The sequence below is a fragment of the Rivularia sp. PCC 7116 genome, assembly GCF_000316665.1.
In the GTDB taxonomy this organism is placed as follows: domain Bacteria; phylum Cyanobacteriota; class Cyanobacteriia; order Cyanobacteriales; family Nostocaceae; genus Rivularia.
Window position 1 is genome coordinate 1,302,345 of sequence record NC_019678.1, and the last position, 21,492, is coordinate 1,323,836.

The following is a 21,492-nucleotide window of genomic DNA, read 5'->3' on the forward strand; positions in this document are numbered from 1 at the left end:
CAAATACAATTAGTCGCTGTTTTTTATTTTTATCTTCTTTCTTTGATATGAAATGCCTTGCGCGAAGGTAGATAGTTGAACATCGGTTTACTCCCTTAAAGCGAAATACTGTATTTGTAAGACTTTGCCGTTAATCTATCAGTTCCGTAAGGGCATATCCTACTTTACATTACCTAAACTCCTTATATTTTTATCGCTGTTGTTATGGCTACACCCATAGAAATTCCCGTAATCGGCAAAGTTAAACGAGTACCTCGCTGGCTGATAGCTGTTTTTGCAACAGGAATTGTAGTTGCTGGTGCAACGACTACTTATATTGTTGTCAACAGAACCAACAACAAACAAGACATAACAAAACTTACTGTTCCCGTACAAGAAAAAAATGTCACTTTACTTCTGAATGCTAGCGGAAAAGTTGTGCCAGTTCAAAGTGTTAATATCAGCCCTAAAAATCCCGGCACAGTAACCCAATTGTATGTGGAACAAGGGGATAAAGTAAGGCAGGGGCAAGTTCTCGCCAGAATGGATAGTGCAGATATTCAGGCGAGAATTTTACAAGCTCGTGCTAACTTAGCACAACAGCAAGCAAGATTAGACCAACAAAAAGCCGGTTCTCGTCCGCAAGAAATTAGTCAAGCTAAAGCGCGCTTATCACAAGCTCAAGCACAATTAGCCGCAGCTCGTTCGGGAAATCGTCCCCAAGAAATTGCTCAAGCACAAGCACAAGTAAATGCCGCCTCCTCAAGAGTTGATTTAACTAACGAACAGGTGAGGCGTTACCGTAATTTATACAATCAAGGGGCTGTAGAAAAAGAAAGATTAGATCAATTTGTTAGCGAAGACAAAACGGCTCAAGCAAATTTAGTGGAAGCGCAAAAAAGATTAGCTTTATTAAAAAGCGGCAGTCGTTCTGAAGAAATCGCTCGGCTCGAAGCAGCAGTCGCAGAAGCACGCGCTCAATTACAGTTATTAGAAAGTGGTTCTCGTCCAGAAGAAATTGCTCAAGCAAAAGCGGCAGTGAGTGGTGCACAAGCACAACTTAAGACGGAGCAGGTAAATTTAAACAACACAATTATCCGCGCTCCATTTAGCGGTATTATTACTCAGAAGTTCGCTAATATTGGTGCATTTGTAACGCCTACGACATCAGCATCTACTAGTGCATCAGCCACATCAAGTTCTATAGTCGCCCTTGCGAGGGGACTAGAAGTGTTAGCCAACGTACCCGAAGCCGATATCGGAAAAATCAAGGTAGGGCAAGAAGTAGAAATTGTTGCAGATGCTTATCCAGAGCAAGTATTTAAAGGAAATGTACGTTTAATTGCTCCTGAAGCCGTCAACGAACAAGGAGTTACATTATTTCAAGTCAGAGTCGCAATTACTACAGGTAGAGACAAACTGCGTTCCGGCTTAAACGTAAATCTGACTTTTTTAGGTGATGATGTTAATGCATTATGGCTACCAACAGTTGCTATTGTCACAGAAAAAGGTCAAACAGGTGTACTGATACCAGATGAAAATAACAAAGCAAAATTTAACGAAGTCACAATTGGCTCGCAAGTAGGAAACGAAACTCAAATATTGGAAGGATTACAACTCGGCGATCGCATTTTTACCAGCCCGCCAGATGATTACAAAATCAAGAAAAAGTTAGAGAAACGCAGTCAGTAATAGGTAATAGGTAATAGGTAATAGGTAATAGGTTTATAACTTCTTTCACCTAACTCCTAACCACTAACAACTAACAACTAACAACCAACAACTAATAAATGAATTTTGCAGAAAGCGTGCAAATGGCAGGAAAAACCCTGCTATCAAATAAATTACGTAGCGCTCTTACAATGTTAGGCATTGTTATCGGTAACGCTTCGGTAATAGCCATGATTGGAATTGGTGAAGGAGGACAAAAATTTGTTAACAAACAGTTGGAATCTCTCGGTCCTAACGTACTATTTGTAATTCCGGGAAATCAAGAAACTCAACGAATTACCTTTGAGATTCCGAAAACTTTAGTGTTGGCAGATGCCCAAGCAATTGCTACTCAAGTCCCAACTGTGGCGGGAGTTGCGCCGGAGTTAAACAGAAGGTATGTAGTTACTTACGGCAATCGAAACACCGATGTGAATATAATCGGTACAACTCCAGGCTTTCCACTAGTGCGGGATTTTGAAGTTGATAAAGGGCGTTTTTTTAACGAAATAGATATAAAACGCAGCAATCAAGTAGCTGTATTAGGTGCCGACTTAACAGAAAAACTTTTTGGCAGCGTTAACCCTTTAGGAAAACAAATAAGGATTAAAAATACCAGCTTTCAAATTATTGGAACTTTAGTTGGTAAAGGTTCGGGATTAGGAGGTGCTAATTACGATGAAGCCGCATTAATACCTGTCACAACTTCGGCAAATCGACTTGTAGGAAAAAATTCTCCCTATGGAATTGCCTTAGATTATCTTGTAGTTTCTGCAACTAATGGTAATACCGTTGACGCAGCAGAGTTTCAAATTAGAAATTTATTGCGTTTGCGCCATAAAATAACTGGTGAAGATGACTTTACCGTTCGTTCTCAAAAAGATGCTCAGCAGACAGTTGGTCAAATTACCGGTGCGTTAACAATTATGTTGGCTGCAATTGCCAGCATTTCTTTGTTTGTCGGCGGCATCGGGATCATGAATATTATGCTTGTTTCCGTTACCGAAAGAACCCAAGAAATTGGACTCAGAAAAGCAATTGGCGCAACTCAACAAGATATCTTATTACAGTTCATGATTGAAGCAGTAATTGTTTCAGCCGCAGGAGGTTTAATTGGTACTGCTGTTGGCGTTAGCGGCATTATGCTAGTTGCAGCCCTCAGCCCGTTAGAAGCCGGAATCTCAACTGTAGCAATCGTTTCCGCCGTCGGAGTTTCTGGAGCGATTGGTTTATTTTTTGGTGTTGTTCCCGCACGTCGCGCTGCCAAATTAGACCCAATTGTTGCCTTGAGAAGCGCTTAAACAGTGAGCAGTTATCAGTGAGCAGTTACCAATAATGCGGTATTGGGCATCGGGAATTGGTAATCATATAGAAGTTTTAAATTCATAACTCCTCATTTCTAGTTTCTTTAATCCAAAATTTTACAAATCCTAATTCCTAACTACTAACTACTAACTACTAACTACTAACTACTAGCAGATGACTAATACAATAATTCGTTTGGAAGATATTTTTAAAATTTACGGTAGCGGAATAACTGAGGTTAAAGCCCTTAATAATGTCAATTTGGTTGTAGAAGAAGGCGAATATTGCTCAATAATGGGACCTAGCGGTTCTGGTAAGTCTACAGCAATGAATATTATCGGCTGTTTAGATCGTCCCACATCAGGAAATTATTATTTAGATAATGTAGATGTGGCACAGATGGATGATACCCAATTAGCGCATATTCGCAATAAAAAATTAGGTTTCGTTTTCCAGCAGTTCCATTTATTACAGCAACTGACAGCCCTTGAAAATGTTATGCTACCAATGCTTTACGCTAGCGTACCTACTAATGAAAGAAGGGATAGGGGAATCGAAGCTTTAAAAAGAGTCGGTTTAGAAAATCGTTTGAATAACAAACCAAATCAGCTATCGGGAGGGCAACAACAACGTGTAGCGATCGCCCGCGCAATTGTTAATCGTCCAGTAGTACTTTTAGCCGATGAACCAACAGGGGCACTTGATTCGCGTACAACTCAAGAAGTTTTAGATATTTTTAGCGAACTAAATTCCACTGGAATCACCGTAGTTATGGTGACTCACGAACCAGAAGTAGCCAGCCAAACACAGCGTATTGTTTGGTTTCGCGACGGTGAAGTTATACACTCACATTTAACTCCAGATGATTTAAGTACCGTCGCTGTATCTTGATAAGGTTAAAGATTAGGAGTTGAAATTTTTCCCAATGCCCCATGCCCAATTACCAATTACCAATTCCCAATCCCCATTTCCTAATCACAATTTTTCGTAACTTCCACTAACTCTTGGGGATGATGAATTAAAAAATCCGGACTCTCTTTACTCAATGCTTGTTGTGAATTAAAACCCCAAGTGACACTACAGACTTTAACATGAGCTTTTTTTGAGGCTTCTATATCTCTAGTTTCATCCCCTACATACAAAACTTCTTCTGTTTTTATCTGTTTTTGCCTCAAGACATTATTAATTATCGTAGTTTTCCCAAAAATTGTGACTCCAGCATGGACAAACTCAAAAAGGTGATCTAAATTATTTACTCTCAAAAACTCTTCGACGTTACTTTTAGAATTAGAAGTTATAATACCTAACCTATTTCCATTGTCTTTAAGCTCAACCAGAGCCTCACCTATTCCTGAAATTGGTTGTAATTCGGGAATTTTATTTTTCAATTCTTTTTTAACTTTTTTCAGCAAAAAAGGTATTTTAAATAAAGGAATCCCAGAGTACTTAAATATTTCTCTAGAAGTTAAATTTTTCAGTATTACAAATTCTTCTGGAGTAATTTGTGCGTAACCAAACTCTACAGCTAAACTATTGGCAATACTCACTAATGCATCTACTGTATCGGCGATTGTGCCATCAAAATCAAAAATAATTACTTTCTGAGTCATTCTTTCGCTGTTATGGCGATGCTTCAAGATTAGCACGGGCATTCCTTCGTAGCATTTGAGGCTTTATTCGCCGTAATGCCGATGCCGGAAATTGCTTGTCCCAATTTTCATCTGTGATTCTGGATAATTCTATCAGCTTGGGAGAAATATTCCCAGGGTAGGGTTGAAATTCTTCCACGTCAGTAGTCTTGGCAAAACGTTGATTCCAAGGACAAACATCCTGACAAATATCGCAACCGGCAACCCACCCGTCTAACTTAGATGCAATATGTGGTGGTAATTTTTCATCACGATTTTCAATCGTATGATAAGCAATGCAGCGATTTGCATCTATTACAAATGGCTCTGTAATTGCGTCGGTGGGACAACTTTCAATACATTTAGTACAGCTTCCGCAATGTTGAGTATGAGGAATATCTGGAGTTAATTCCAAATTTGTGAGAATTTCTCCCAAAAATACCCAAGAACCATATTCTCTAGTAATTAAATTTCCATTTTTCGCAATCCAACCAATTCCAGCCTGCTGTGCCCAAACTTTATCTTGAATTGGACCTGTATCTATATAATGCCTAGTTTTAATTTTTTCGTCTAATGACTGCAACCAAATTGAAAGCGCCTTCAATTTTTTCTGCACTACTTTGTGATAATCCCTTCCCCAGGCATACCGAGAAATTTTTCCGTATTCCTTTTGTTCGGAACGTTGATGTGGAGTGTAGTAATTCAAAGCCACACAAATTAGCGATCGCACTTCTGGCATAACTAATTTTATATTCTGCCGCTTTGGGTTTCGCATCCATTCCATATCGGCATGATATCCCAGCGCCAACCATGCCTGTAATCTTTGTGCCTGCTTATCTGTAACATTTGCAGTAGTTATGCCAACTTTGTGAAATCCCAGTTCTAGCGCTTTTTCTTTAATTTGTGTGCTGCATAAGGAGGATGATTGATTCATTTATCTTATTTTAAGATTTGCCCGAAAACGGCACCCCTATCATATACCGCGATTGCGATCCCCAGTTTTATATTTCCTAATTCACCTATTTGTAAATTTTATTTGCAATTTATTAAGTTTGTATGCAAAATGGCAATTGGAAGGTAAAGCAACATACACACAGCCTTCCAAGCATGGACAATCTCGCTACGAAGTTTATAAAAAAATGGTGCCTGATATGACTTTCTCTACAGATTCAATCAAGAACAATTTCTCCAACGCTTTTGACTACGATACTCAGTTAATTGATGCAGTAAATTCTACTGTCAACGTGTTCAAAAGCCTTTCAGTAGACGATCAGTTAGCTGTGCTTTGGTTTGCTTATACTGAAATGGGGCGTTCCATTACTCCTGCTGCTACAGGTGCAGCACGATTGCAGCTAGCGGAGGGTTTGCTCAATCAAATCAAGCAAATGTCTCATTCCGAACAACTACAGGCAATGCGCGATTTAGCAGCTAAGAATAACACCCAAATTTCTCGCTCCTACGGCATTCTCAGTGCGAATACAAAGTTGGCTTTTTGGTATGAATTATCAGAATTGATGGTTAAAGGCTTTGTTGTACCAATGCCATCGAATTATCAATTGTCTCGTGATGGTTCACAAGTATTAGAAGCAGTTAAGGGGCTTGATTTTGGTCAACAAATCACTGTTCTTCGCAAGGTTGTTACCGATATGGGAGTTGACGCTTTAGCGTAAGAACTGAATATCGTTACATTTTCAACTTGACGAAAACAGGCAGATTTCTATAGTGTTACTGCCTTTGTATAAGATTTATTTGTCCTAGTTCAATACAACCGTAGATTGTGGGGTGGGGGTTATTTACCCACCTTGCATTTGTTTTACATAAATCCCTAATTAACTAATTGTATTTATGCTTAATTACGATTTATACCCAAAGGAGTAGTTTACTTACAGTAGATTATTTCTCAAGCAGCTTTTGAGTTCGTTGAATTTTATATTCAAATAATTAATATAAGTTATTTATAAGGATGATTAAGATGAGTACAGTGCAATTCAAAGAATCGATCCTAACTGAAGTTATCAACGAACCAACCATACAGCAATATTTTAAAAGTCTAAATGCAGGTGATTACGATAAAACCGCTTCCTTATTTGCAGAAAACGGTGTTATGAATCCCCCTTTTGAATCTGGGATTACTGGAAGGAATGCGATTTTAAGTTATTTAAACAAGGAAGCAGTTGATATTAAAGCTTATCCTGAAACTGAAGCCCAGAGCAAAGTTTTAGAAGCCAACCAAAGCCAAATTTTAGTTATGGGTAGAGTCGAAACTCCTTGGTTTGCTATAAACGCATCTTGGCAGTTTGTTCTAAATGAAAATCTTCAAATTTCAGATGTGAAAATCAAACTTTTAGCTTCCATGCAAGAACTATTCAGCTTAAAGCCATAGTATTTAAAATGTGGTAAATGTTGAAAGTACTTGAACAAGTAGCAGCTCAAAATTATTTATGCCTAACTTTTACTTGCTGTAGCCTGTTCTAAGGAGCGTAGTAATAATTTTCGTCCTAACTCAATACCAGAAGGAGCGCATTGCCAATCAGGATGAGCGCTCATTAGTAAACTATCCAAAGTTTCTCTATCGAATAAATGCCATACTGGAGCGTTATCCGCTTCTATTTCGATAGCGTAACAGTTGGAGCTAATGCAATAAATTGTACAGCTACTAGCAATTCTTTCTAAAGCCATTTGTTCGCCAGGTTGAAGCGAGCGAAACTTTTTCATAGCCAGCTTCATCTCATCCATAGATGAAACTATTAGTCCTGGAATCGCAACCACAAGGGTATTCTCACTATTGACCTTAATCCAGTAGTGACGAGTGGGGTCTATTCCTTCTAGCCAAGGCAATTCATCATCTAAACGGTAACGCGGCGATAAACAAAACGAGGCTTTCATATGCATCGTTAACAATTTTATTATTATGGTATTCAAATCAATTTGAGCTAATCGATACTTGGTAAACAACGGCAGCTAATTTATTATTTTGTAGTCAGCCTCTACCTACCAGCACATAGATAATTAGCTCAAGATGTAGTCACCATTATTCAATAATTGCCAGGTGTAAATCAAACAATCTTAGTAAAAGTTATCATATGGATTAAATATTATTAACTTCTAGATTTTGTCAAAATAATTGCAATATACATCCATATGCTTGTAGGGTAGGCAAAATTTTTTGTAGATTAACTTCGCGCATTATTAAGGCGGTTAGGCGGCGTGGATGTTTTTGCTTTATTATCGCCGTGTCGTTGTGTAGTTTAGAGAAAATCTGAACGTAGTAATAAGGCTTATAGCGTCACGCTCCGAAGTCCTGAAGCTCTGATAGGATTGATCCGCAAAAATACAAGACATAAGAAGCAAAAGCCTATATGGTAGGCAAAGCCTAATAAAGCCGTACCTTTGCATAAAAAAATACCCCTCTTCTTATCAAAGAGAGAGGAAAGTAATTGGAAACATTTAAGTCTATGCCTACCCAAACAAAGCTCACCCACCAGGGTTTTGATTGTTTAGCCGCATCGTTATAAAGCGTCAGAACAAATATTTTTTATTTTTTAAACAGGGATACTCCTAGATGATTAAATAGGAATTTATAATCTCTAAAGAGATAGCAAAACAGCCGAAAAAATTGTCAAAACTTATTTATCTAACATTTACGTTTTCTAAAGAGATTTTTAAAATTAAGGTCTGAGAGCTAAATTTTGCCTAAATGAATAATTAATGATTGATTTTTTCTTGAACTTTGTCTGCTGTTTCAGGCAAACTAGCTTCTAATTTAAGACAATTAGCGCCATTAACTTGCAATTCGTACTCTACCTTATCCATCAAACGGTTCATAATCAGCCAGCCATAACCACCTTCTTGCTTTTCTATCGGACTCGGAGGAAAGTAAGTAGACATATCATAACCTTCGCCTTTGTCCCAAACTTCTAAAGCCAAATCTCTTTGCTCTAGTTCCAAGCGAATCAAAATAGGGACTTGTGGTTGTTCCTTATGAGCATGGCGGACTACATTTGAGTAAGCTTCTACTAAAACTAAACGTAAACGATTGGATTGTCGCGTCCAATCAACCGATTCTCCTAATTCTGTTTGTAAGCATCCAAGCAGCCAGGTTTCTACGACATTTAAATACTTCAAGTCACTCGGTACGTGAAGTTCGCTTTTCATTGTTTATAAAACCTCTAATGAAAGTATAGTTTGGTCATCTTCTTGAACTTCGGTATCAACATGGATACGACTTAGTAATTTATTGAGACTAAGGGGTGTTTCTTGTTCGAGCAATAGTTTCCATAACCCTTCTTGGTTGAGCATGGAACGTGTCGGCGATTCAACACCATGCGATAAACAATTACTGAAGCTTTCTTTCATTGAAACTTGAGCTTCAGTAATACCATCACTTGCAAGCAGCAAAGTTTCATTAGAAGCAAGAATCAATTCTCCAGCATTTGCTTTCCAATCTGGTAGTATTCCCAAAGGAATTCCACGTACCTTGAGAAAATTAGGTCTGTCTGGGTGTGAATTTTTGTGCGAACAGACTATTGGGTAAATGTGACCGGCATTAGCATATACTAATTGCTTAGTATTGGGAGAATATCGAGCTAATACCAAAGTAATAAAGCAATTGTTGCTTACGAGATCGTCGCCTAAAGCTTCATTTAAATTCTTCATTACTATATTTGGCATTGCAGGGGTTTCTTGAGATAATTCCCGACGCAATACCGATATTGCACTAGCCATAAACAGTGCAGCAGGAACACCTTTACCGGAAACATCTCCTACAGCCAACCACAAATCACCTTTGGGATGAACAAAAACTTCAAAAAAATCTCCCCCAACTTCTCTGGCTGGATAGCAACTAGCCTGTACCTTTACCCCTTCAATTTCAGGTAAACTCTGGCGTAGCAAATTATGCTGAATTTGACGTGCGACTTCCAATTCGGCATGAATTTGTTCTTGCTTTCGCTGGAGGCTTTGGTAAAGTTTTGCTTGAGAAAGAGCTAAAGCAGCTTGCTCGGCAACACCCGAAATTAGTTCTATATCTTCATGCTGCCAATTGCGATACTCGCCACAATTCGCTCCTTCCCCATCGCTACATTGCTGTTGAAGAACAAGTACCGCTTGTAGGTGCTGTTGATAAATTAAGGGTACGGCTAACTGCTGATAGCTTTCGCCACTATCTGAAGTAAATTTAGCTACTTCGCTATCACGACTGATAAGAACTTTTTCCATTAAAGAAGTAGGATTAAAGCAACAATTTTCAGAGTTGCTATCATCACTGCTATAGAAAAATTCATCAGGAGCTAATTTATCTCCTTCAACTGGTCTAAGTATGCAGCAAGCCGCTTCAAAAGTTTTGCCAATTGTTGCCACAATTTTTTGCAGCATACTTTGGTAATCTAAAGATTCCCTAATTGCTGTTGTGACTGCATTAACTAAGGATTCTCGTCGTAGAGAACGTCTTAAATCAAAAGTTCTTTTTTTAACTAAACGATAAGTTTGGGTAGCTTGCTCGACAAGTCCCCGCAGTTGATCTGGCTTCCAAGGTTTGGTAATGTACCTGAAAACCTGACCTGAGTTAATAGCTTCGACTAAATCTTCTACATCGGTAAAACCCGTAAGCAGAATCCGGATTGTATCGGGAAAACGCTCTACGGTTAGACCGAAAAATTCAGTGCCGTTCATCTCTGGCATTCTTTGGTCAGAGATGATTACAGCCATTTCCCCTTGTTTGTCTAATATTTCTAGAGCAGAACGGGCATTAGAGGCCTTGAATACTTTAAAATCCCGCCTAAAAGTACGGTAAAGTAAATCTAAGTTGTCTAGCTCGTCATCTACTACCATCAATTTGAGTTTGCCTGCCTCAATCTCAGTCATAGTTGACTTTCATTTTCATATATTTTTCAGAGGCAAGAAAGTATAAATTTTATCTTGCCTTTAAATTCAGTTGGAACAAAAAGGTAGTTATTAACATCCCCCCACATTCCTAACACAGAATTGACTGAATGTCGTAAATTTATCTCTAATCACCTTAAAAAATACCCAGATTCGCCGAACAAGCTATCCTACTAGTCCAGAACGCAAAGCACGGACAGCTGCTTGAGTACGGTCATCAGCACATAATTTGTTCAAAATATTGCGGACATGGGTTTTTACAGTGCCCACTGTAATGTAGAGTCTTTCGGCAATAACGGCGTTGCTACAACCTTCTACGATTAACTGCAATACTTCTAATTCTCTTTCAGTAAGAGTATAGGGGTCAATAATATCGTCATTATCTAGCGTATTGCTAAACTCGGATTTCTCAGCAAATTGATTCGTTTGCGATGTCGCTTTAGTTGTTGGTGGGTTTTCTTGTGCTTGCTGCAATACAATACGGGCGATTGCCGGATCGATCCAAGCATTACCATTGTGAGTGTGTTTGACTGCTTCAAGCAAATTGTCATATTTATCCTTCATGCAGTAAGAATCTGCACCAGCAGCAAAAGCAGCAAGCACGGCTTCTTTACTATCGCGTAAGGTTAAAATCAGAATTTTAGTCAACAATCCAGGTGCGGCAGATTTGGCTTCTCGGGTTAATTCAATCCCATCTTTGTCGGGTAAACCAATATCTACAATTGCCACATCTGGTTGTAGAGTTTTTAATATTTTGAGTCCATCGTTTGCATTCGCAGCTTCTCCTACTATTTCAAAATCAACATTTCGCTGCAATGCTGTCCGAATACCCAAACGGGTAAGATCGTGATCTTCAATTAAAGCAACGCGAATTTTAGTCATGGTAAATTTTTGCCCGTTAAACTATTAACTGTAAAATTGAGTTTACTAAAAAGTCTATTAAGATACAGTTTCATTCACATCTGTACTGTTAATGCCGTTAATGCCATAAAACTCACCTTGATTGTGGTTGAGATATTATCAGTCTTGGCGATCGCTACCCTTATAGCAAAAGCTATAAATATACAATTTGAGTTAATTACAGCCTATTTAACAGTATTCAATACAAGAAGAAGATTAGAATATAGTTTCTTCTGTAAGAGTTAATTAGCGATAATACCCCTGAGTGGTTAATATTACCATTACAATCGTAATTTATGTCTGAAAAGCTTTACGCTTGTGGGTGAAAGACAGCATATGTCTATTAGTTGTTTCAACCTCCTTTGTTAAAAGTATACTGGCGTTTTGAAAGATGCCGTCAGTTGATCGGCAATTATTTGTTTAACAATGTATATCAAAATGCTACTTAGAATAAAAAGTGACAAAATAATAAGTTGCGCCTTTTTTTTAGGTATTTTTAATTATTCATCAGTGAAATAATATTTAGTAATCTTTGTTACAAATTGCGGTGAAAAAGTCTACTTTCATTTATTAATATTAGTATTTTGATAATTACAGAAATAATAAAGCTGTAGCTAAAATTGCAACACAAACAATAAAGGAACAAATTTGATAAACTAGCTTCGTATTTGACGAAGGTGTGAGGCAAATTTAGAATCAAGTATGATTAAAGGCTATAAAGAATTCTCGGTTCTAGGACTACCGATACATGTAGCGACTAACTACTCGGGCTACCTGTTAGAGCGTTTGCAGCAGAGGATAGGAACTCATGTAGTAACGCTAAATGCAGAAATGACTATGCAAGCGGAAAGAGATGAAAATCTGGCAAATATAATTAAAGCTGCTGACTTGGTAATTCCAGATGGGGCTGGCGTGGTTTTATATTTACGACTGCTTTTAAAGCAAGACGTGCGTCGAATTCCGGGAATCGAACTAGCAGAAGCACTATTATGGGAAGTTGGGCAAAATTCTCCTGATTCGACGGTATTTTTCTATGGAGGAAAGCCAGGAACAGCAGCAATCGCGGCACAGTTCTGGCAAAAGCAAATTCCTAGTTTGAATATAGCGGGAACTCATTCTGGCTATCATTCTCCAGAGGAAGAAGAAGAATTACGCTCTACTCTCTCTAAAATGCAGCCGCAAGTTATTTATGTCGGTTTGGGAGTACCCCGTCAAGAGTTATGGATAAAACAGAATCGTCACTTATGTCCGCAAGCTACTTGGGTTGGTGTAGGCGGTAGTTTTGATATTTGGTCGGGAGCTAAAACTCGCGCTCCTGCTTGGCTGGGGGATAATAATTTGGAATGGCTATATCGTCTTTATCAAGAACCGTGGCGATGGAAACGAATGTTAGCTTTACCTAAATTTGCTTTTAAAGCCTTAATTTACGGCGTAAAAACTAAAGGGGCTTGAGCTTTAGTATTCGTAGATTTGTAGTACAAAATTTTTTTAAGTGTAATAAATAAAGATTTGATATTCCTAGGGTAAGCCTGGGAATACTTATTTTGTATGCCATTTTTTATTTAATTTTCATAAAGAGCCATGCCAGTAATTACACCCAATAACACTATTGGTAAATCTACCGATTTTCACAATCAAAAAAATGATTTAGACAACGGTAGTAAGCTAATGGTAAAGCTGCGTTCTGTTCAAAAAACTTATGCTAATGGGGTCAATGCTTTATTGGATGCCAACTTAAGCATCAAAAAAGGAGAATTTTTATTTATTACAGGACCAAGTGGTTCCGGTAAATCAACACTATTGAAGTTGCTGTATGGTGAAGAATTAGCAACGCAAGGAGAAGTGATTGTTGATGAATGCGATTTATCATCGTTACGTGGCGATAGCTTATCGTTATTGCGAAGACGTATTGGTATTGTTTTTCAAGACTATAAATTAATTTCACAAAGAACGGTAACGGAAAATATCGCTGTTGTACTTCAAGCCCAAGGTTACACCCGTAAGGAAATTCAAAGACGTTTAGAGCCGACATTAAAGTTAGTAGGTTTACTGAGTAAGGCTAATTATTTTCCAGATCAACTTTCTGGAGGAGAGCAACAACGAGTAAGCATGGCAAGAGCAATTGTTGCAACCCCGCCCTTACTGTTAGCAGATGAGCCAACGGGAAATTTAGATCCAGATAATTCTTGGCAAATAATACAAATATTACGTAAGTTAAATTCTTTTGGGGCCACAGTTATTGTTACTACTCACGACGAGCATTTAGTAAGACGCTGTAACCAAAGAGTAATACAAGTACGAGATGGAAAAGTTTACGAACAGTGAAAAATTATACTTTTCTCTACTTTTAACTCCCCATGTCATGCCCTATTGGCAATAATAAGTGCGTATGCAAAATTATTTGTGTCATTGCGAGCGACAGCGTTAGCGGAGCGTGTCCGTCAGGACATAGCAATCCCAGAGTCTTGCGATGATCCACACCTTACTCTTCGAGAACCCCTCCGGGGAACAGGTGAATGCTTGGTTTCACTATGTTCCCTTCGGGGACAAGCTTCGCTAACGTTCAACTCGCAATCACAAATGCACAATTAAATTTGCCTAAGTACTTATCAACACGAAACCCGGTTTTTTGCTTTAACTGAAAACGGTATGAGAGCAGCGTCCATACTTTTTTGTTCTAGTTTTTTGTTTGGTGCTAATGTTTGTAAACTATCGAAAGCTGCATCTTGGATTGTTGCTTCTGTTTCATTGGTGAGCAACATTTGTAAGCATTGGATAATATACGTTTTCGTTTCAGGCTCAAGTTGTTGAGAAGTCGCCAATTTTGTCAATTGGCGCACTGCAATTAGACGTTTAAGGGGATCTGCATCTGTCAAATTTTCTAAGAATTGCTCTAACTTATCTTGTTCTTGATTTCCGTGTAAGTTGATCGACAACCGAGCTAACAATATTAAAACTGTTACAGTTGCCAAACCTTGGGCAATTGCACCAGCAGCAATCCAAGCATTAGGAGCGTCAACCCAAATCGTTGCAGCTGTATAGGTTCCTAAGCAAGTAATAACACCACTTGCAACTGCTAGCAATAAACGTCCGTTTGTGGTTTGCAGAAAATTACGTACTTTAAATAAGAATTTAGACCAATCCCAATGCGGCATTGAGTAGACTAATAACATCACAAAAATACCCGAGCCGCTAGCAATTAATAATTTTGGGTTCCACAAAAGCATGGCAACGACAATCGTCAGAAACCAAAGAAAATTTGAAGGGTTCTTCGGAAGCGATATTTTTCCTTTCCTGGCTCCTGTCTTTGATTGCGGAAGCTCCCTTAAGGGGATATTTTTCATGAATTGCTGCCAATAAGACGAAGCCATTTTTGCCACGTTGCTTACCTACTACTATTTAAGATTTACTGTTGGGTATAGTTATCTATCAAGACTAAGAATATATAATATATCTACCAGAAAATCTATCACTAAAAGGCACTGATTCAAAATTGCCAGGAATTATAAAAGTAATATTTGCTGTTTGCAATATTAATAAGAAAAACTTAGGTCGTCAACGGTGAATTGAGCCTCGAAAGCATGAAAGCAAATAGAATGGATGTTTTGGGCTGTTACCGACAATAAAGTATTCGGAGCTAATGAAGAGTCTGAGTTAGCAAGGTTACCTGATGGTAATATCGCACGATCTAGGAGTTGGCGAGATTCATCGTAAGCAGACAGCATTAATCGCTGAGAACTGGTAACAAAAGCACTAACTGAATGAACGGGATTTACAAAAGTAGCTTCTAGTAATCCGCTTTTAGGCGAACTCATTAATACGATTAATCCTGAATGGGGTGGAAATGCTGGATTTGAAGGTTCTATAGCTATACAATTACTAAATAATACTCCTTTACTTTCGTACTGACGATCCACTACTTCAAAGCATTGCAGATTGTCAAGTTGTAAGAAAGTACATTCAGCTACAGGGGTATTAGTCGTATGATTTTGCGAACATTGCAAATTCGCATATTTTGATGTAAAACTTTGAGAATAACTATTAAGGTTGTCAAGCTTAAAGAAAGGCTCCTCAACCGTTGTTACACCTGATTGAAAACTAGCCTGCTTTACCATTGCTTAGATAAAAATAAAAATTACTAAATAGGGAAGAACTGTCTGTTTCCGACTGCTTTAGATTTAAGAGCGTACAAATATTTCAATTAATAAGGAGTGCCCAGAACAATTACAGTAAAAAGTCAGTAAAGAAGGTTCTGAGCTTTCTTAACGCTCCCATAACATCTATAACGTCGGTGATTAATAGGAATAGAGTACCATAAAAGTCCGGCTGCAAAATTTAGGTCTGAGTTATTGTAGATACCAGTACTATTGTTGAAACTATAGTAATTTCAAGCTAAAATTTTTTATATACTGAAAAAATAAACACTGAATCTTTACAACTTAGGCAGTAATTTCACATCTACTTAATCTCTCCAAAGTTAGAAGTAATTATGTGAAGATTTAGCTGATAATTAAAGTGGTTGCAATCTTTATGGAAGCGTAACTTTTGCTTGTCATAAAATAATCACAACAATTAACAAAAATATCTATGTTTCAGCCATTGGGGTTTGAGCGCTGCTCGGTAAATACATCATTAGGCAGGATGATTTACTATACCAATACAGGCTCTCCTTGGCAGGATGAAATAACTGCCATTACGGATAAAGAAACCTTGGTATTCTTACATGGGTTCGGTGGTGGTTCTTCTGCTTACGAATGGTCAAAGGTTTACTCAGCCTTTGCAGCAGAATATCGCATCATTGCACCGGATTTAATCGGTTGGGGTGAATCGGAACATCCAGTAAGAAACTACCAAGTTGAAGATTATTTAACTACGATTAAGGAATTTTTACAGCAAGTCTGTGACGGTGGCGTAAAAGTCATTGCTTCTTCCCTAACAGCAGCGTTTACCATTCGAGTCGCTATAACCAATCCGGAACTATTTAAGTCTTTGATTCTAACTACCCCATCAGGACTTTCGGATTTTGGCGAAAACTATTCCCGCAGCTTTTTTGCACAGCTAGTTAGTACGCCGATTCTGGATAAATTGATTTACAGTACGGGGGTTGCAACTAGCGGTGGTATTCGTAGTTTTCTAGAGCAACGGCAATTTGCTAATTCCAATCGGGTTTACGAAGAAATAGTAGAAGCTTATTTAGAATCTGCGAAACAAGAAAATGCAGAATATGCAGCTTTATCTTTTGTTAGGGGAGATTTATGCTTCGATTTATCGCAGTATATTGAACAGTTGACAATACCTACAGCGATTATTTGGGGACAAAAATCACAATTTACCGGGCCAGAAATTGGACAGCGTCTCGCGCAAATGAATCCTCAAGTCATTAAAATTTTTCAAAAGTTAGAAAATGTTGGTTTAACACCTCAATTGGAATTACCAGGGGTAACAATTGGTTTAATCAAAAAGTTTATACCTTTGCTAAATCAATAAAAATAATAAATAGTAATAAGTCATCAGCCGCATCGATAGTGACTGATGACTTATGTAGTTATATACATGGGAAACTCCCTATCAATAACCTGACAAATATCGAAGAGAAGCACAAATAAAGCTAAGGTTTACAAAAGCTTATACTTTATTATTTTTGAATTGTGCCAAGTGGTTTGAGTAGAAAACAGAAATTATTTTTCCTACTTCAAAACTTAACTAGCTTTTCTACGCGAATTCGTAACAACTAGTTCAAACTCCCAGCCTGGAAGCTGCTGCACTGACTTGCTAATGCGACGTAAATCTTCAGAACCATTACAGCTAAGATTTTGTCTTGTTCTAACTTTCGCAGCAACAACCTTGTTATCATTTACAGCTATCAAATCAAGCGAACAATCTGCTAAAACTTTAGGTAGTTTTTCGGAAGACGGATTAATAGTTACTGAATAACCTTGTTCTCGGTATTCTTTGGCAAGCTTTAAGAGTCGCCGATATTCTAAGGGGTTTTGATTGTCCTGATAGCTCATATCTAATTACACAGAGTTGCTAGGAGTAAAATATTAATCACTTTACTTATTATAGAGCAAACCTATAAAGATATTCCTGTTAAATGGATTGCAATATTGATAATTATTTTTATTACTTAAACGAAGCTTAATTAATAAGACTTTTAATAACAATTATATTAGAATAGGCGCTTATTATATAATTTAATAAGCGCTTAATCGCAGTCAATTGATAGTTAAATATACTCGGATATTGGGGTAGATGCAGCATCAGATTATTTTTATAAAGACAAATCTCCAGGGTCTGGTGCAGCCTCAACTTTGATGTGCAAAAATTCTTCACCTTGAGAAAATCCTTCCGCTAATGCTGGAGAAATACCTTTGATTCTAAAAGAACCATTTAGATTGCGACGACGACTGATAAAATCAGTAATCTGATAGTCATCAACATAAATCAAACCATTCAGAGCATCTCTAATTGGTTTTACTATATTGTCACTATCCGGAACGGCTGATTCATCACCCGGATCGGCATCATAATAATGAGTAATAATAACTTGGACATCATCTCCTAAAGGAGAGTCTTGTTCCCAATAAGATTCGGCAGTTTCACGAACTTGTTTCTTCCAATCACTGACGCGCTTGCGTACTTTATTTTGGTGAGAAACCGGTTTACCAATTACTACAAATTCAAATGGCAGCATTGAGAAAATCTCTTAGTTAGGTGTAAGCGTCAAGGGTTTTCTTAAAATTTAAAAAATAACTTTTAAGGGTGCCCGTCAATTAGCTCGCATTCGATTATCTCGCAGCGGTCGTAGATTTAGTCTAGACTTCAAGTCTTGCGGTTGCTATTAACTAAAATGTAGTTTTCACCTTTAACTTGAAATACATTTTAGAATTAATTTGAGGGATTTAAGTAACAATTATTGAGTTGACTTTTGAGCAAGCGAACTCTATGATTATTCTGTGCAATTTAAGGGTGCAAAGATTAATAACTAGTAAAAATACTTTATCGCTTCTGGAGTCATTTACTTTTATGTATCTGTATTAACACCCTGAAAAATAGTTTTAAATACTACCCTTAAATGACTTTTTCACACTTACACGCTAACATATGAAAATATTAAACATCAACAATTTTTGGTTACCACATAGTTAAATTTAGCTATAATGTTTGACTTTTGTACTTAGCAGAACAATAATTTTTATCAGATATAATTTAGATAACAAAGTTATTTGAACAACAATGTGTTTTTGATTGATAAATATTTGAGTAAATAGACTTTTTACTATCAATAAAAATAAGGATTTTGAATTTTTGTATAGCAGCAGCGATTAAAAAAGCGGTTTTACATAAAATTGCAGTAAGTATAAATCCGGAAACCGTAAAATTGAAGCGGAAGACAAAATACTAGTAATTTACAATTAGTGTAAAGCAAACGGAGTCAATTTACGGTTATGGCTGAACCCGCTACTTTAACTGCTACTGCGATCGCAACTTTAGCTTTTGGTAAGTTTATTGAAGGTGGAGCCGGTAAATTCGCGGAGAAGTTTACCGAAGCTGCTTTGCAAAAGATGGATGAACTCCGCAAGAAGATTTGGAATAAGTTGCGGGGTAAGAAGAATGCTGAAGCTGCAATACAAGGGTGTGTTGTCGCGAAGCGCAACGCACGATGATGTAAGGGTTTCGGTGCGTTAGACTAGCGTCGTAACACACCCTACAAATACCTAGATTTTTCAATATTCAAAACGGATTCCTATAGGTAAAGTCGGTATTGAAAAAGGAAATAGCTATTGTTCAACATAAACCTCTCCCCTTCCCCTCTTCTTGTCAAGGAGAGGGGTGCCCGGAGGGCGGGGTGAGGTTAAATTTGTAACTACCCGCTTCAATTCTCAATTCACCTTGTTTCCAACCTTGATAAATAGGTGTTTTTTCCCCTTCAGAATTTTGGTAAACAGCAAAGTTATTTTTCCAATCATGTAAATTACCATTTCGCCAAACTTTAGGTAAGTCTAAAGCTTGATGCTGTAATTTTACTTTTCCTGCAACACCTTGATATTCAACTACACCGTTATTAATTTGATTTATATCTAAGCGAGATTTTGTAAGTATCGAATTTTGAAACTGCTGAAAATTTCCGTGAGTTTGCTTTTCACCTATTTCTAATGCAAATCCGCTGTAGGTATTTCCAGTGCCGGTAGCAGTTAAAATTTGCTCTTGAGGATATCTTTTACTTAGTTTAGAAGTTTTATCGGCATTAATTCCTTCAATATCAAGATTGATTGGTGTTAAAGCCAACCATGTTTTTTCGTAGCGAATAAAGGTGATGTTGTTTTTGGTTTCTATCTTGGCTGATTTAGGTAAAAAGAATTGAAAAGGTGCTTCTAGTTTGTCGTTGAGAAAGATTACTAAGTTGCGGTATTGGGCAATATTGTCACCACCAACGCTAGATGTCGATATTTTATTGGGGTTATTACCCGTCGCTGCAATAAAATAATCTACACCACGTTTGGAATTAAAAGCCATCATCTTAAAACCATTCCAGTCACCACCGGAGCCTTTAGCCAAAGTACCTAGTTGAAAACTATTACCAAAATACAAGGTTTCATGAAACTGCGGCGCAGTATCGTTACCTGGTTTCCAATTTTCATAAGTAGGCTTTGAATTCAGCAATTCTACTGGTTTAGCAAACTGCTTTTTTGCTAAAGCAACAATTGCTGGATGGGGACGATAGCTACTGGTAATTACATGAACTGAATCTGGAGAAGGTTTGGGATCTTCAATTGGTGAATCGTTAAAATACAGTCCTAATTCATGGGTAGATAAAGCACACCAAACACAATTTCCTTTTCCGTAGTCGCGCTTAGTTGCGCCACCAAATCCACCCCGCCAATATTTCAAAGCACCGGAAGCTAAAAGCCAATCTAATCCAGCTTTAGCAATAGATTTCACTTCTTTATCCTTAGCAAAATCATAAAGATTCAGATAAGCGGTAATGGTATGCCCGAGGTAGTTTTCCGAATCCCATTCACCTTGTCCAATTTGATACAAAGTGCTGATATTTCTTTGAATGCGTTTTTTATATGCTTGCCTTGTTGCTTCGTTTCCCGTTTCTTCAGCAAATAAATATACCGCACTATTCCGCATTGCTTTTAAATTGTCAGTGTTACGACAATCCACCCAACTATCACAATTATCCGTCGATCTAGCCCAGAATTTTCGGCGCTCGGGAAAACGACGCTTTAAGGGATCTTCTGCTGTCAGAAGCTGCATGGCTTGTTTCATTCGCTGACGATATTCCGGGCTAAGATATTTACCAAAATAAAAATATTTACGAACTTGCCCTTTAAGAGTAAAGCTGGAATAAAAATCAATTCCCAAAGTATGTGGATGACTTTTAGCATCTGCATCTTCAGCTTGAAGAAAAGCAATAGCTTTGTCGCGATTTCCCGCAAGAAAATCAATCATCGCTTTGGGATAAGAACGTTTTTCGCTTTCAAAAGATGTAGTTCCGTAGTTCTTACCAGCGAGTTTTGTAATTACTTGTTTTGCACGCTGCTGGAATTCTGCTTCCATCTGCGGTGTCCATTGATTCTTCGTTGATTCTTGTAAAAGTGGCTGTTGAAATTTAGTTTCTAATTGCAGTGTTGATTCGTTTTTTGCATTAGTGCGATTGCAGCTTGCAGAAAGGAAAAGCAAGCTGAAGGTGATAGTTTTCAGGATAAAATGTTTCATGTTAAAGGTTTTAACATAATTATTTCTCTGATTTAAGTAAGTGAACAAAATTATTTACTCTTATTAAAAGCTAAAAAATTAGCCCTAAATCTTGCGATTGTTTCGTTTCACTCGCAATGACATTGTGTAATTAATTATGTTTAACTACTTATTTATTAGACTCGGATGGTGCGTTAGAGCATCATATAAATTATCGTTTAATTTGATATACAATCATGGGTCTAACACACCCTAAAATTGGATTATGTTTGATTAATTAATGTGCTATCAAAAAAATATAAAAAATAGTCCCCTCGCTGCTAACGGGAGACTAATAATAACTCGTAATTTAATTGAATTTAATGCATAAATAAAGGATTAAAAT

20 protein-coding genes are annotated in these 21,492 nt (G+C 37.5%); 9 read left to right on the plus strand and 11 right to left on the minus strand.

Annotated features, from left to right (window positions below):
* Positions 1-204 precede the first annotated feature (204 nt).
* The 3 genes from RIV7116_RS04955 to RIV7116_RS04965 all read left to right on the plus strand — a co-directional run bounded on the left by RIV7116_RS04955 (position 205) and on the right by RIV7116_RS04965 (position 3,885).
* Positions 205-1,671, plus strand: a complete 1,467-nt coding sequence (locus RIV7116_RS04955) for an efflux RND transporter periplasmic adaptor subunit (RefSeq protein ID WP_015117172.1) — start codon at positions 205-207, stop codon at positions 1,669-1,671.
* Between the two features lie 98 nt (positions 1,672-1,769).
* Positions 1,770-2,990: an ABC transporter permease gene (locus RIV7116_RS04960; protein ID WP_015117173.1), complete on the plus strand. Its 1,221-nt coding sequence runs from the start codon at positions 1,770-1,772 to the stop codon at positions 2,988-2,990.
* Positions 2,991-3,168: 178 nt separating this feature from the next.
* A complete protein-coding gene (locus tag RIV7116_RS04965) occupies positions 3,169-3,885 on the plus strand; it encodes an ABC transporter ATP-binding protein (RefSeq protein ID WP_015117174.1) in 717 nt (238 codons plus the stop codon).
* A gap of 80 nt (positions 3,886-3,965) precedes the next feature.
* On the opposite strand, the gene RIV7116_RS04970 is transcribed toward RIV7116_RS04965, so the two are convergent.
* Both RIV7116_RS04970 and queG read right to left on the minus strand, forming a co-directional pair.
* Positions 3,966-4,604: an HAD-IA family hydrolase gene (locus tag RIV7116_RS04970; protein WP_015117175.1), complete on the minus strand. Its 639-nt coding sequence runs from the start codon at positions 4,602-4,604 to the stop codon at positions 3,966-3,968.
* 10 nt (positions 4,605-4,614) lie between these two features.
* On the minus strand, positions 4,615-5,556 hold the full coding sequence (queG, locus tag RIV7116_RS04975; RefSeq protein ID WP_015117176.1) for a tRNA epoxyqueuosine(34) reductase QueG: 942 nt from the start codon (positions 5,554-5,556) through the stop codon (positions 4,615-4,617).
* Between the two features lie 217 nt (positions 5,557-5,773).
* On the opposite strand from queG, the gene RIV7116_RS04980 reads away from it, so the two are divergent.
* Both RIV7116_RS04980 and RIV7116_RS04985 read left to right on the plus strand, forming a co-directional pair.
* On the plus strand, positions 5,774-6,292 hold the full coding sequence (locus RIV7116_RS04980) for an orange carotenoid protein N-terminal domain-containing protein (RefSeq protein ID WP_044291524.1): 519 nt from the start codon (positions 5,774-5,776) through the stop codon (positions 6,290-6,292).
* 302 nt (positions 6,293-6,594) lie between these two features.
* Complete coding sequence (locus tag RIV7116_RS04985; RefSeq protein WP_015117178.1) at positions 6,595-7,005, plus strand: ketosteroid isomerase family protein; 411 nt, start codon at positions 6,595-6,597, stop codon at positions 7,003-7,005.
* A gap of 62 nt (positions 7,006-7,067) precedes the next feature.
* Here RIV7116_RS04985 and RIV7116_RS04990 read toward each other — a convergent pair whose 3' ends face one another.
* The 4 genes from RIV7116_RS04990 to RIV7116_RS05005 form a co-directional block, all read right to left on the minus strand.
* Positions 7,068-7,508, minus strand: coding sequence for a hypothetical protein (locus RIV7116_RS04990; protein ID WP_015117179.1), 441 nt, complete (start codon positions 7,506-7,508; stop codon positions 7,068-7,070).
* An 819-nt stretch (positions 7,509-8,327) separates the two neighbouring features.
* The gene (locus RIV7116_RS04995; RefSeq protein ID WP_015117180.1) at positions 8,328-8,777 is read right to left on the minus strand and encodes an anti-sigma regulatory factor; all 450 of its coding nucleotides are present in this window, start codon (positions 8,775-8,777) and stop codon (positions 8,328-8,330) included.
* 3 nt (positions 8,778-8,780) lie between these two features.
* The gene (locus tag RIV7116_RS05000) at positions 8,781-10,484 is read right to left on the minus strand and encodes a SpoIIE family protein phosphatase (RefSeq protein ID WP_015117181.1); all 1,704 of its coding nucleotides are present in this window, start codon (positions 10,482-10,484) and stop codon (positions 8,781-8,783) included.
* 183 nt (positions 10,485-10,667) lie between these two features.
* Positions 10,668-11,384 carry a response regulator transcription factor gene (locus RIV7116_RS05005; protein WP_015117182.1) on the minus strand — a complete coding sequence of 239 codons (717 nt, stop codon included), beginning with the start codon at positions 11,382-11,384 and terminating at the stop codon, positions 10,668-10,670.
* Positions 11,385-12,104: 720 nt separating this feature from the next.
* On the opposite strand from RIV7116_RS05005, the gene RIV7116_RS05010 reads away from it, so the two are divergent.
* Complete coding sequence (locus RIV7116_RS05010) at positions 12,105-12,854, plus strand: WecB/TagA/CpsF family glycosyltransferase (protein ID WP_015117183.1); 750 nt, start codon at positions 12,105-12,107, stop codon at positions 12,852-12,854.
* Between the two features lie 129 nt (positions 12,855-12,983).
* Entirely contained in the window at positions 12,984-13,727 is a 744-nt protein-coding gene (ftsE, locus tag RIV7116_RS05015; RefSeq protein ID WP_015117184.1) for a cell division ATP-binding protein FtsE, read from the plus strand.
* A gap of 284 nt (positions 13,728-14,011) precedes the next feature.
* Here ftsE and RIV7116_RS05020 read toward each other — a convergent pair whose 3' ends face one another.
* Positions 14,012-14,773, minus strand: a complete 762-nt coding sequence (locus RIV7116_RS05020; RefSeq protein ID WP_015117185.1) for a hypothetical protein — start codon at positions 14,771-14,773, stop codon at positions 14,012-14,014.
* 162 nt (positions 14,774-14,935) lie between these two features.
* Positions 14,936-15,517: a hypothetical protein gene (locus RIV7116_RS05025; RefSeq protein WP_015117186.1), complete on the minus strand. Its 582-nt coding sequence runs from the start codon at positions 15,515-15,517 to the stop codon at positions 14,936-14,938.
* 472 nt (positions 15,518-15,989) lie between these two features.
* Between RIV7116_RS05025 and RIV7116_RS05030 the strand changes: the two genes are divergently transcribed.
* Complete coding sequence (locus RIV7116_RS05030) at positions 15,990-16,889, plus strand: alpha/beta fold hydrolase (RefSeq protein WP_015117187.1); 900 nt, start codon at positions 15,990-15,992, stop codon at positions 16,887-16,889.
* Positions 16,890-17,101: 212 nt separating this feature from the next.
* Here RIV7116_RS05030 and RIV7116_RS05035 read toward each other — a convergent pair whose 3' ends face one another.
* Both RIV7116_RS05035 and RIV7116_RS05040 read right to left on the minus strand, forming a co-directional pair.
* Positions 17,102-17,413, minus strand: a complete 312-nt coding sequence (locus RIV7116_RS05035; RefSeq protein WP_015117188.1) for a hypothetical protein — start codon at positions 17,411-17,413, stop codon at positions 17,102-17,104.
* 260 nt (positions 17,414-17,673) lie between these two features.
* Positions 17,674-18,096: a RusA family crossover junction endodeoxyribonuclease gene (locus RIV7116_RS05040; RefSeq protein ID WP_015117189.1), complete on the minus strand. Its 423-nt coding sequence runs from the start codon at positions 18,094-18,096 to the stop codon at positions 17,674-17,676.
* Positions 18,097-18,850: 754 nt separating this feature from the next.
* On the opposite strand from RIV7116_RS05040, the gene RIV7116_RS05045 reads away from it, so the two are divergent.
* Positions 18,851-19,069 (plus strand): hypothetical protein, encoded by a 219-nt coding sequence (locus RIV7116_RS05045; RefSeq protein ID WP_015117190.1) that lies wholly within the window; start codon positions 18,851-18,853, stop codon positions 19,067-19,069.
* Positions 19,070-19,223: 154 nt separating this feature from the next.
* On the opposite strand, the gene RIV7116_RS05050 is transcribed toward RIV7116_RS05045, so the two are convergent.
* The gene (locus tag RIV7116_RS05050; RefSeq protein WP_044291528.1) at positions 19,224-20,969 is read right to left on the minus strand and encodes a hypothetical protein; all 1,746 of its coding nucleotides are present in this window, start codon (positions 20,967-20,969) and stop codon (positions 19,224-19,226) included.
* Positions 20,970-21,492: the final 523 nt, after the last annotated feature.

What these genes read in the sequence shown, in the direction of transcription:
- RIV7116_RS04955 (WP_015117172.1), top strand. Translation starts at nt 205, where the DNA reads ATGGCTACACCCATAGAAATTCCCGTAATCGGCAAAGTTAAACGAGTA.
- RIV7116_RS04960 (WP_015117173.1), top strand. Translation starts at nt 1,770, where the DNA reads ATGAATTTTGCAGAAAGCGTGCAAATGGCAGGAAAAACCCTGCTATCA.
- RIV7116_RS04965 (WP_015117174.1), top strand. Translation starts at nt 3,169, where the DNA reads ATGACTAATACAATAATTCGTTTGGAAGATATTTTTAAAATTTACGGT.
- RIV7116_RS04970 (WP_015117175.1), bottom strand. Translation starts at nt 4,604, where the DNA reads ATGACTCAGAAAGTAATTATTTTTGATTTTGATGGCACAATCGCCGAT.
- queG (WP_015117176.1), bottom strand. Translation starts at nt 5,556, where the DNA reads ATGAATCAATCATCCTCCTTATGCAGCACACAAATTAAAGAAAAAGCG.
- RIV7116_RS04980 (WP_044291524.1), top strand. Translation starts at nt 5,774, where the DNA reads ATGACTTTCTCTACAGATTCAATCAAGAACAATTTCTCCAACGCTTTT.
- RIV7116_RS04985 (WP_015117178.1), top strand. Translation starts at nt 6,595, where the DNA reads ATGAGTACAGTGCAATTCAAAGAATCGATCCTAACTGAAGTTATCAAC.
- RIV7116_RS04990 (WP_015117179.1), bottom strand. Translation starts at nt 7,508, where the DNA reads ATGAAAGCCTCGTTTTGTTTATCGCCGCGTTACCGTTTAGATGATGAA.
- RIV7116_RS04995 (WP_015117180.1), bottom strand. Translation starts at nt 8,777, where the DNA reads ATGAAAAGCGAACTTCACGTACCGAGTGACTTGAAGTATTTAAATGTC.
- RIV7116_RS05000 (WP_015117181.1), bottom strand. Translation starts at nt 10,484, where the DNA reads ATGACTGAGATTGAGGCAGGCAAACTCAAATTGATGGTAGTAGATGAC.
- RIV7116_RS05005 (WP_015117182.1), bottom strand. Translation starts at nt 11,384, where the DNA reads ATGACTAAAATTCGCGTTGCTTTAATTGAAGATCACGATCTTACCCGT.
- RIV7116_RS05010 (WP_015117183.1), top strand. Translation starts at nt 12,105, where the DNA reads ATGATTAAAGGCTATAAAGAATTCTCGGTTCTAGGACTACCGATACAT.
- ftsE (WP_015117184.1), top strand. Translation starts at nt 12,984, where the DNA reads ATGCCAGTAATTACACCCAATAACACTATTGGTAAATCTACCGATTTT.
- RIV7116_RS05020 (WP_015117185.1), bottom strand. Translation starts at nt 14,773, where the DNA reads ATGGCTTCGTCTTATTGGCAGCAATTCATGAAAAATATCCCCTTAAGG.
- RIV7116_RS05025 (WP_015117186.1), bottom strand. Translation starts at nt 15,517, where the DNA reads ATGGTAAAGCAGGCTAGTTTTCAATCAGGTGTAACAACGGTTGAGGAG.
- RIV7116_RS05030 (WP_015117187.1), top strand. Translation starts at nt 15,990, where the DNA reads ATGTTTCAGCCATTGGGGTTTGAGCGCTGCTCGGTAAATACATCATTA.
- RIV7116_RS05035 (WP_015117188.1), bottom strand. Translation starts at nt 17,413, where the DNA reads ATGAGCTATCAGGACAATCAAAACCCCTTAGAATATCGGCGACTCTTA.
- RIV7116_RS05040 (WP_015117189.1), bottom strand. Translation starts at nt 18,096, where the DNA reads ATGCTGCCATTTGAATTTGTAGTAATTGGTAAACCGGTTTCTCACCAA.
- RIV7116_RS05045 (WP_015117190.1), top strand. Translation starts at nt 18,851, where the DNA reads ATGGCTGAACCCGCTACTTTAACTGCTACTGCGATCGCAACTTTAGCT.
- RIV7116_RS05050 (WP_044291528.1), bottom strand. Translation starts at nt 20,969, where the DNA reads ATGGAAGCAGAATTCCAGCAGCGTGCAAAACAAGTAATTACAAAACTC.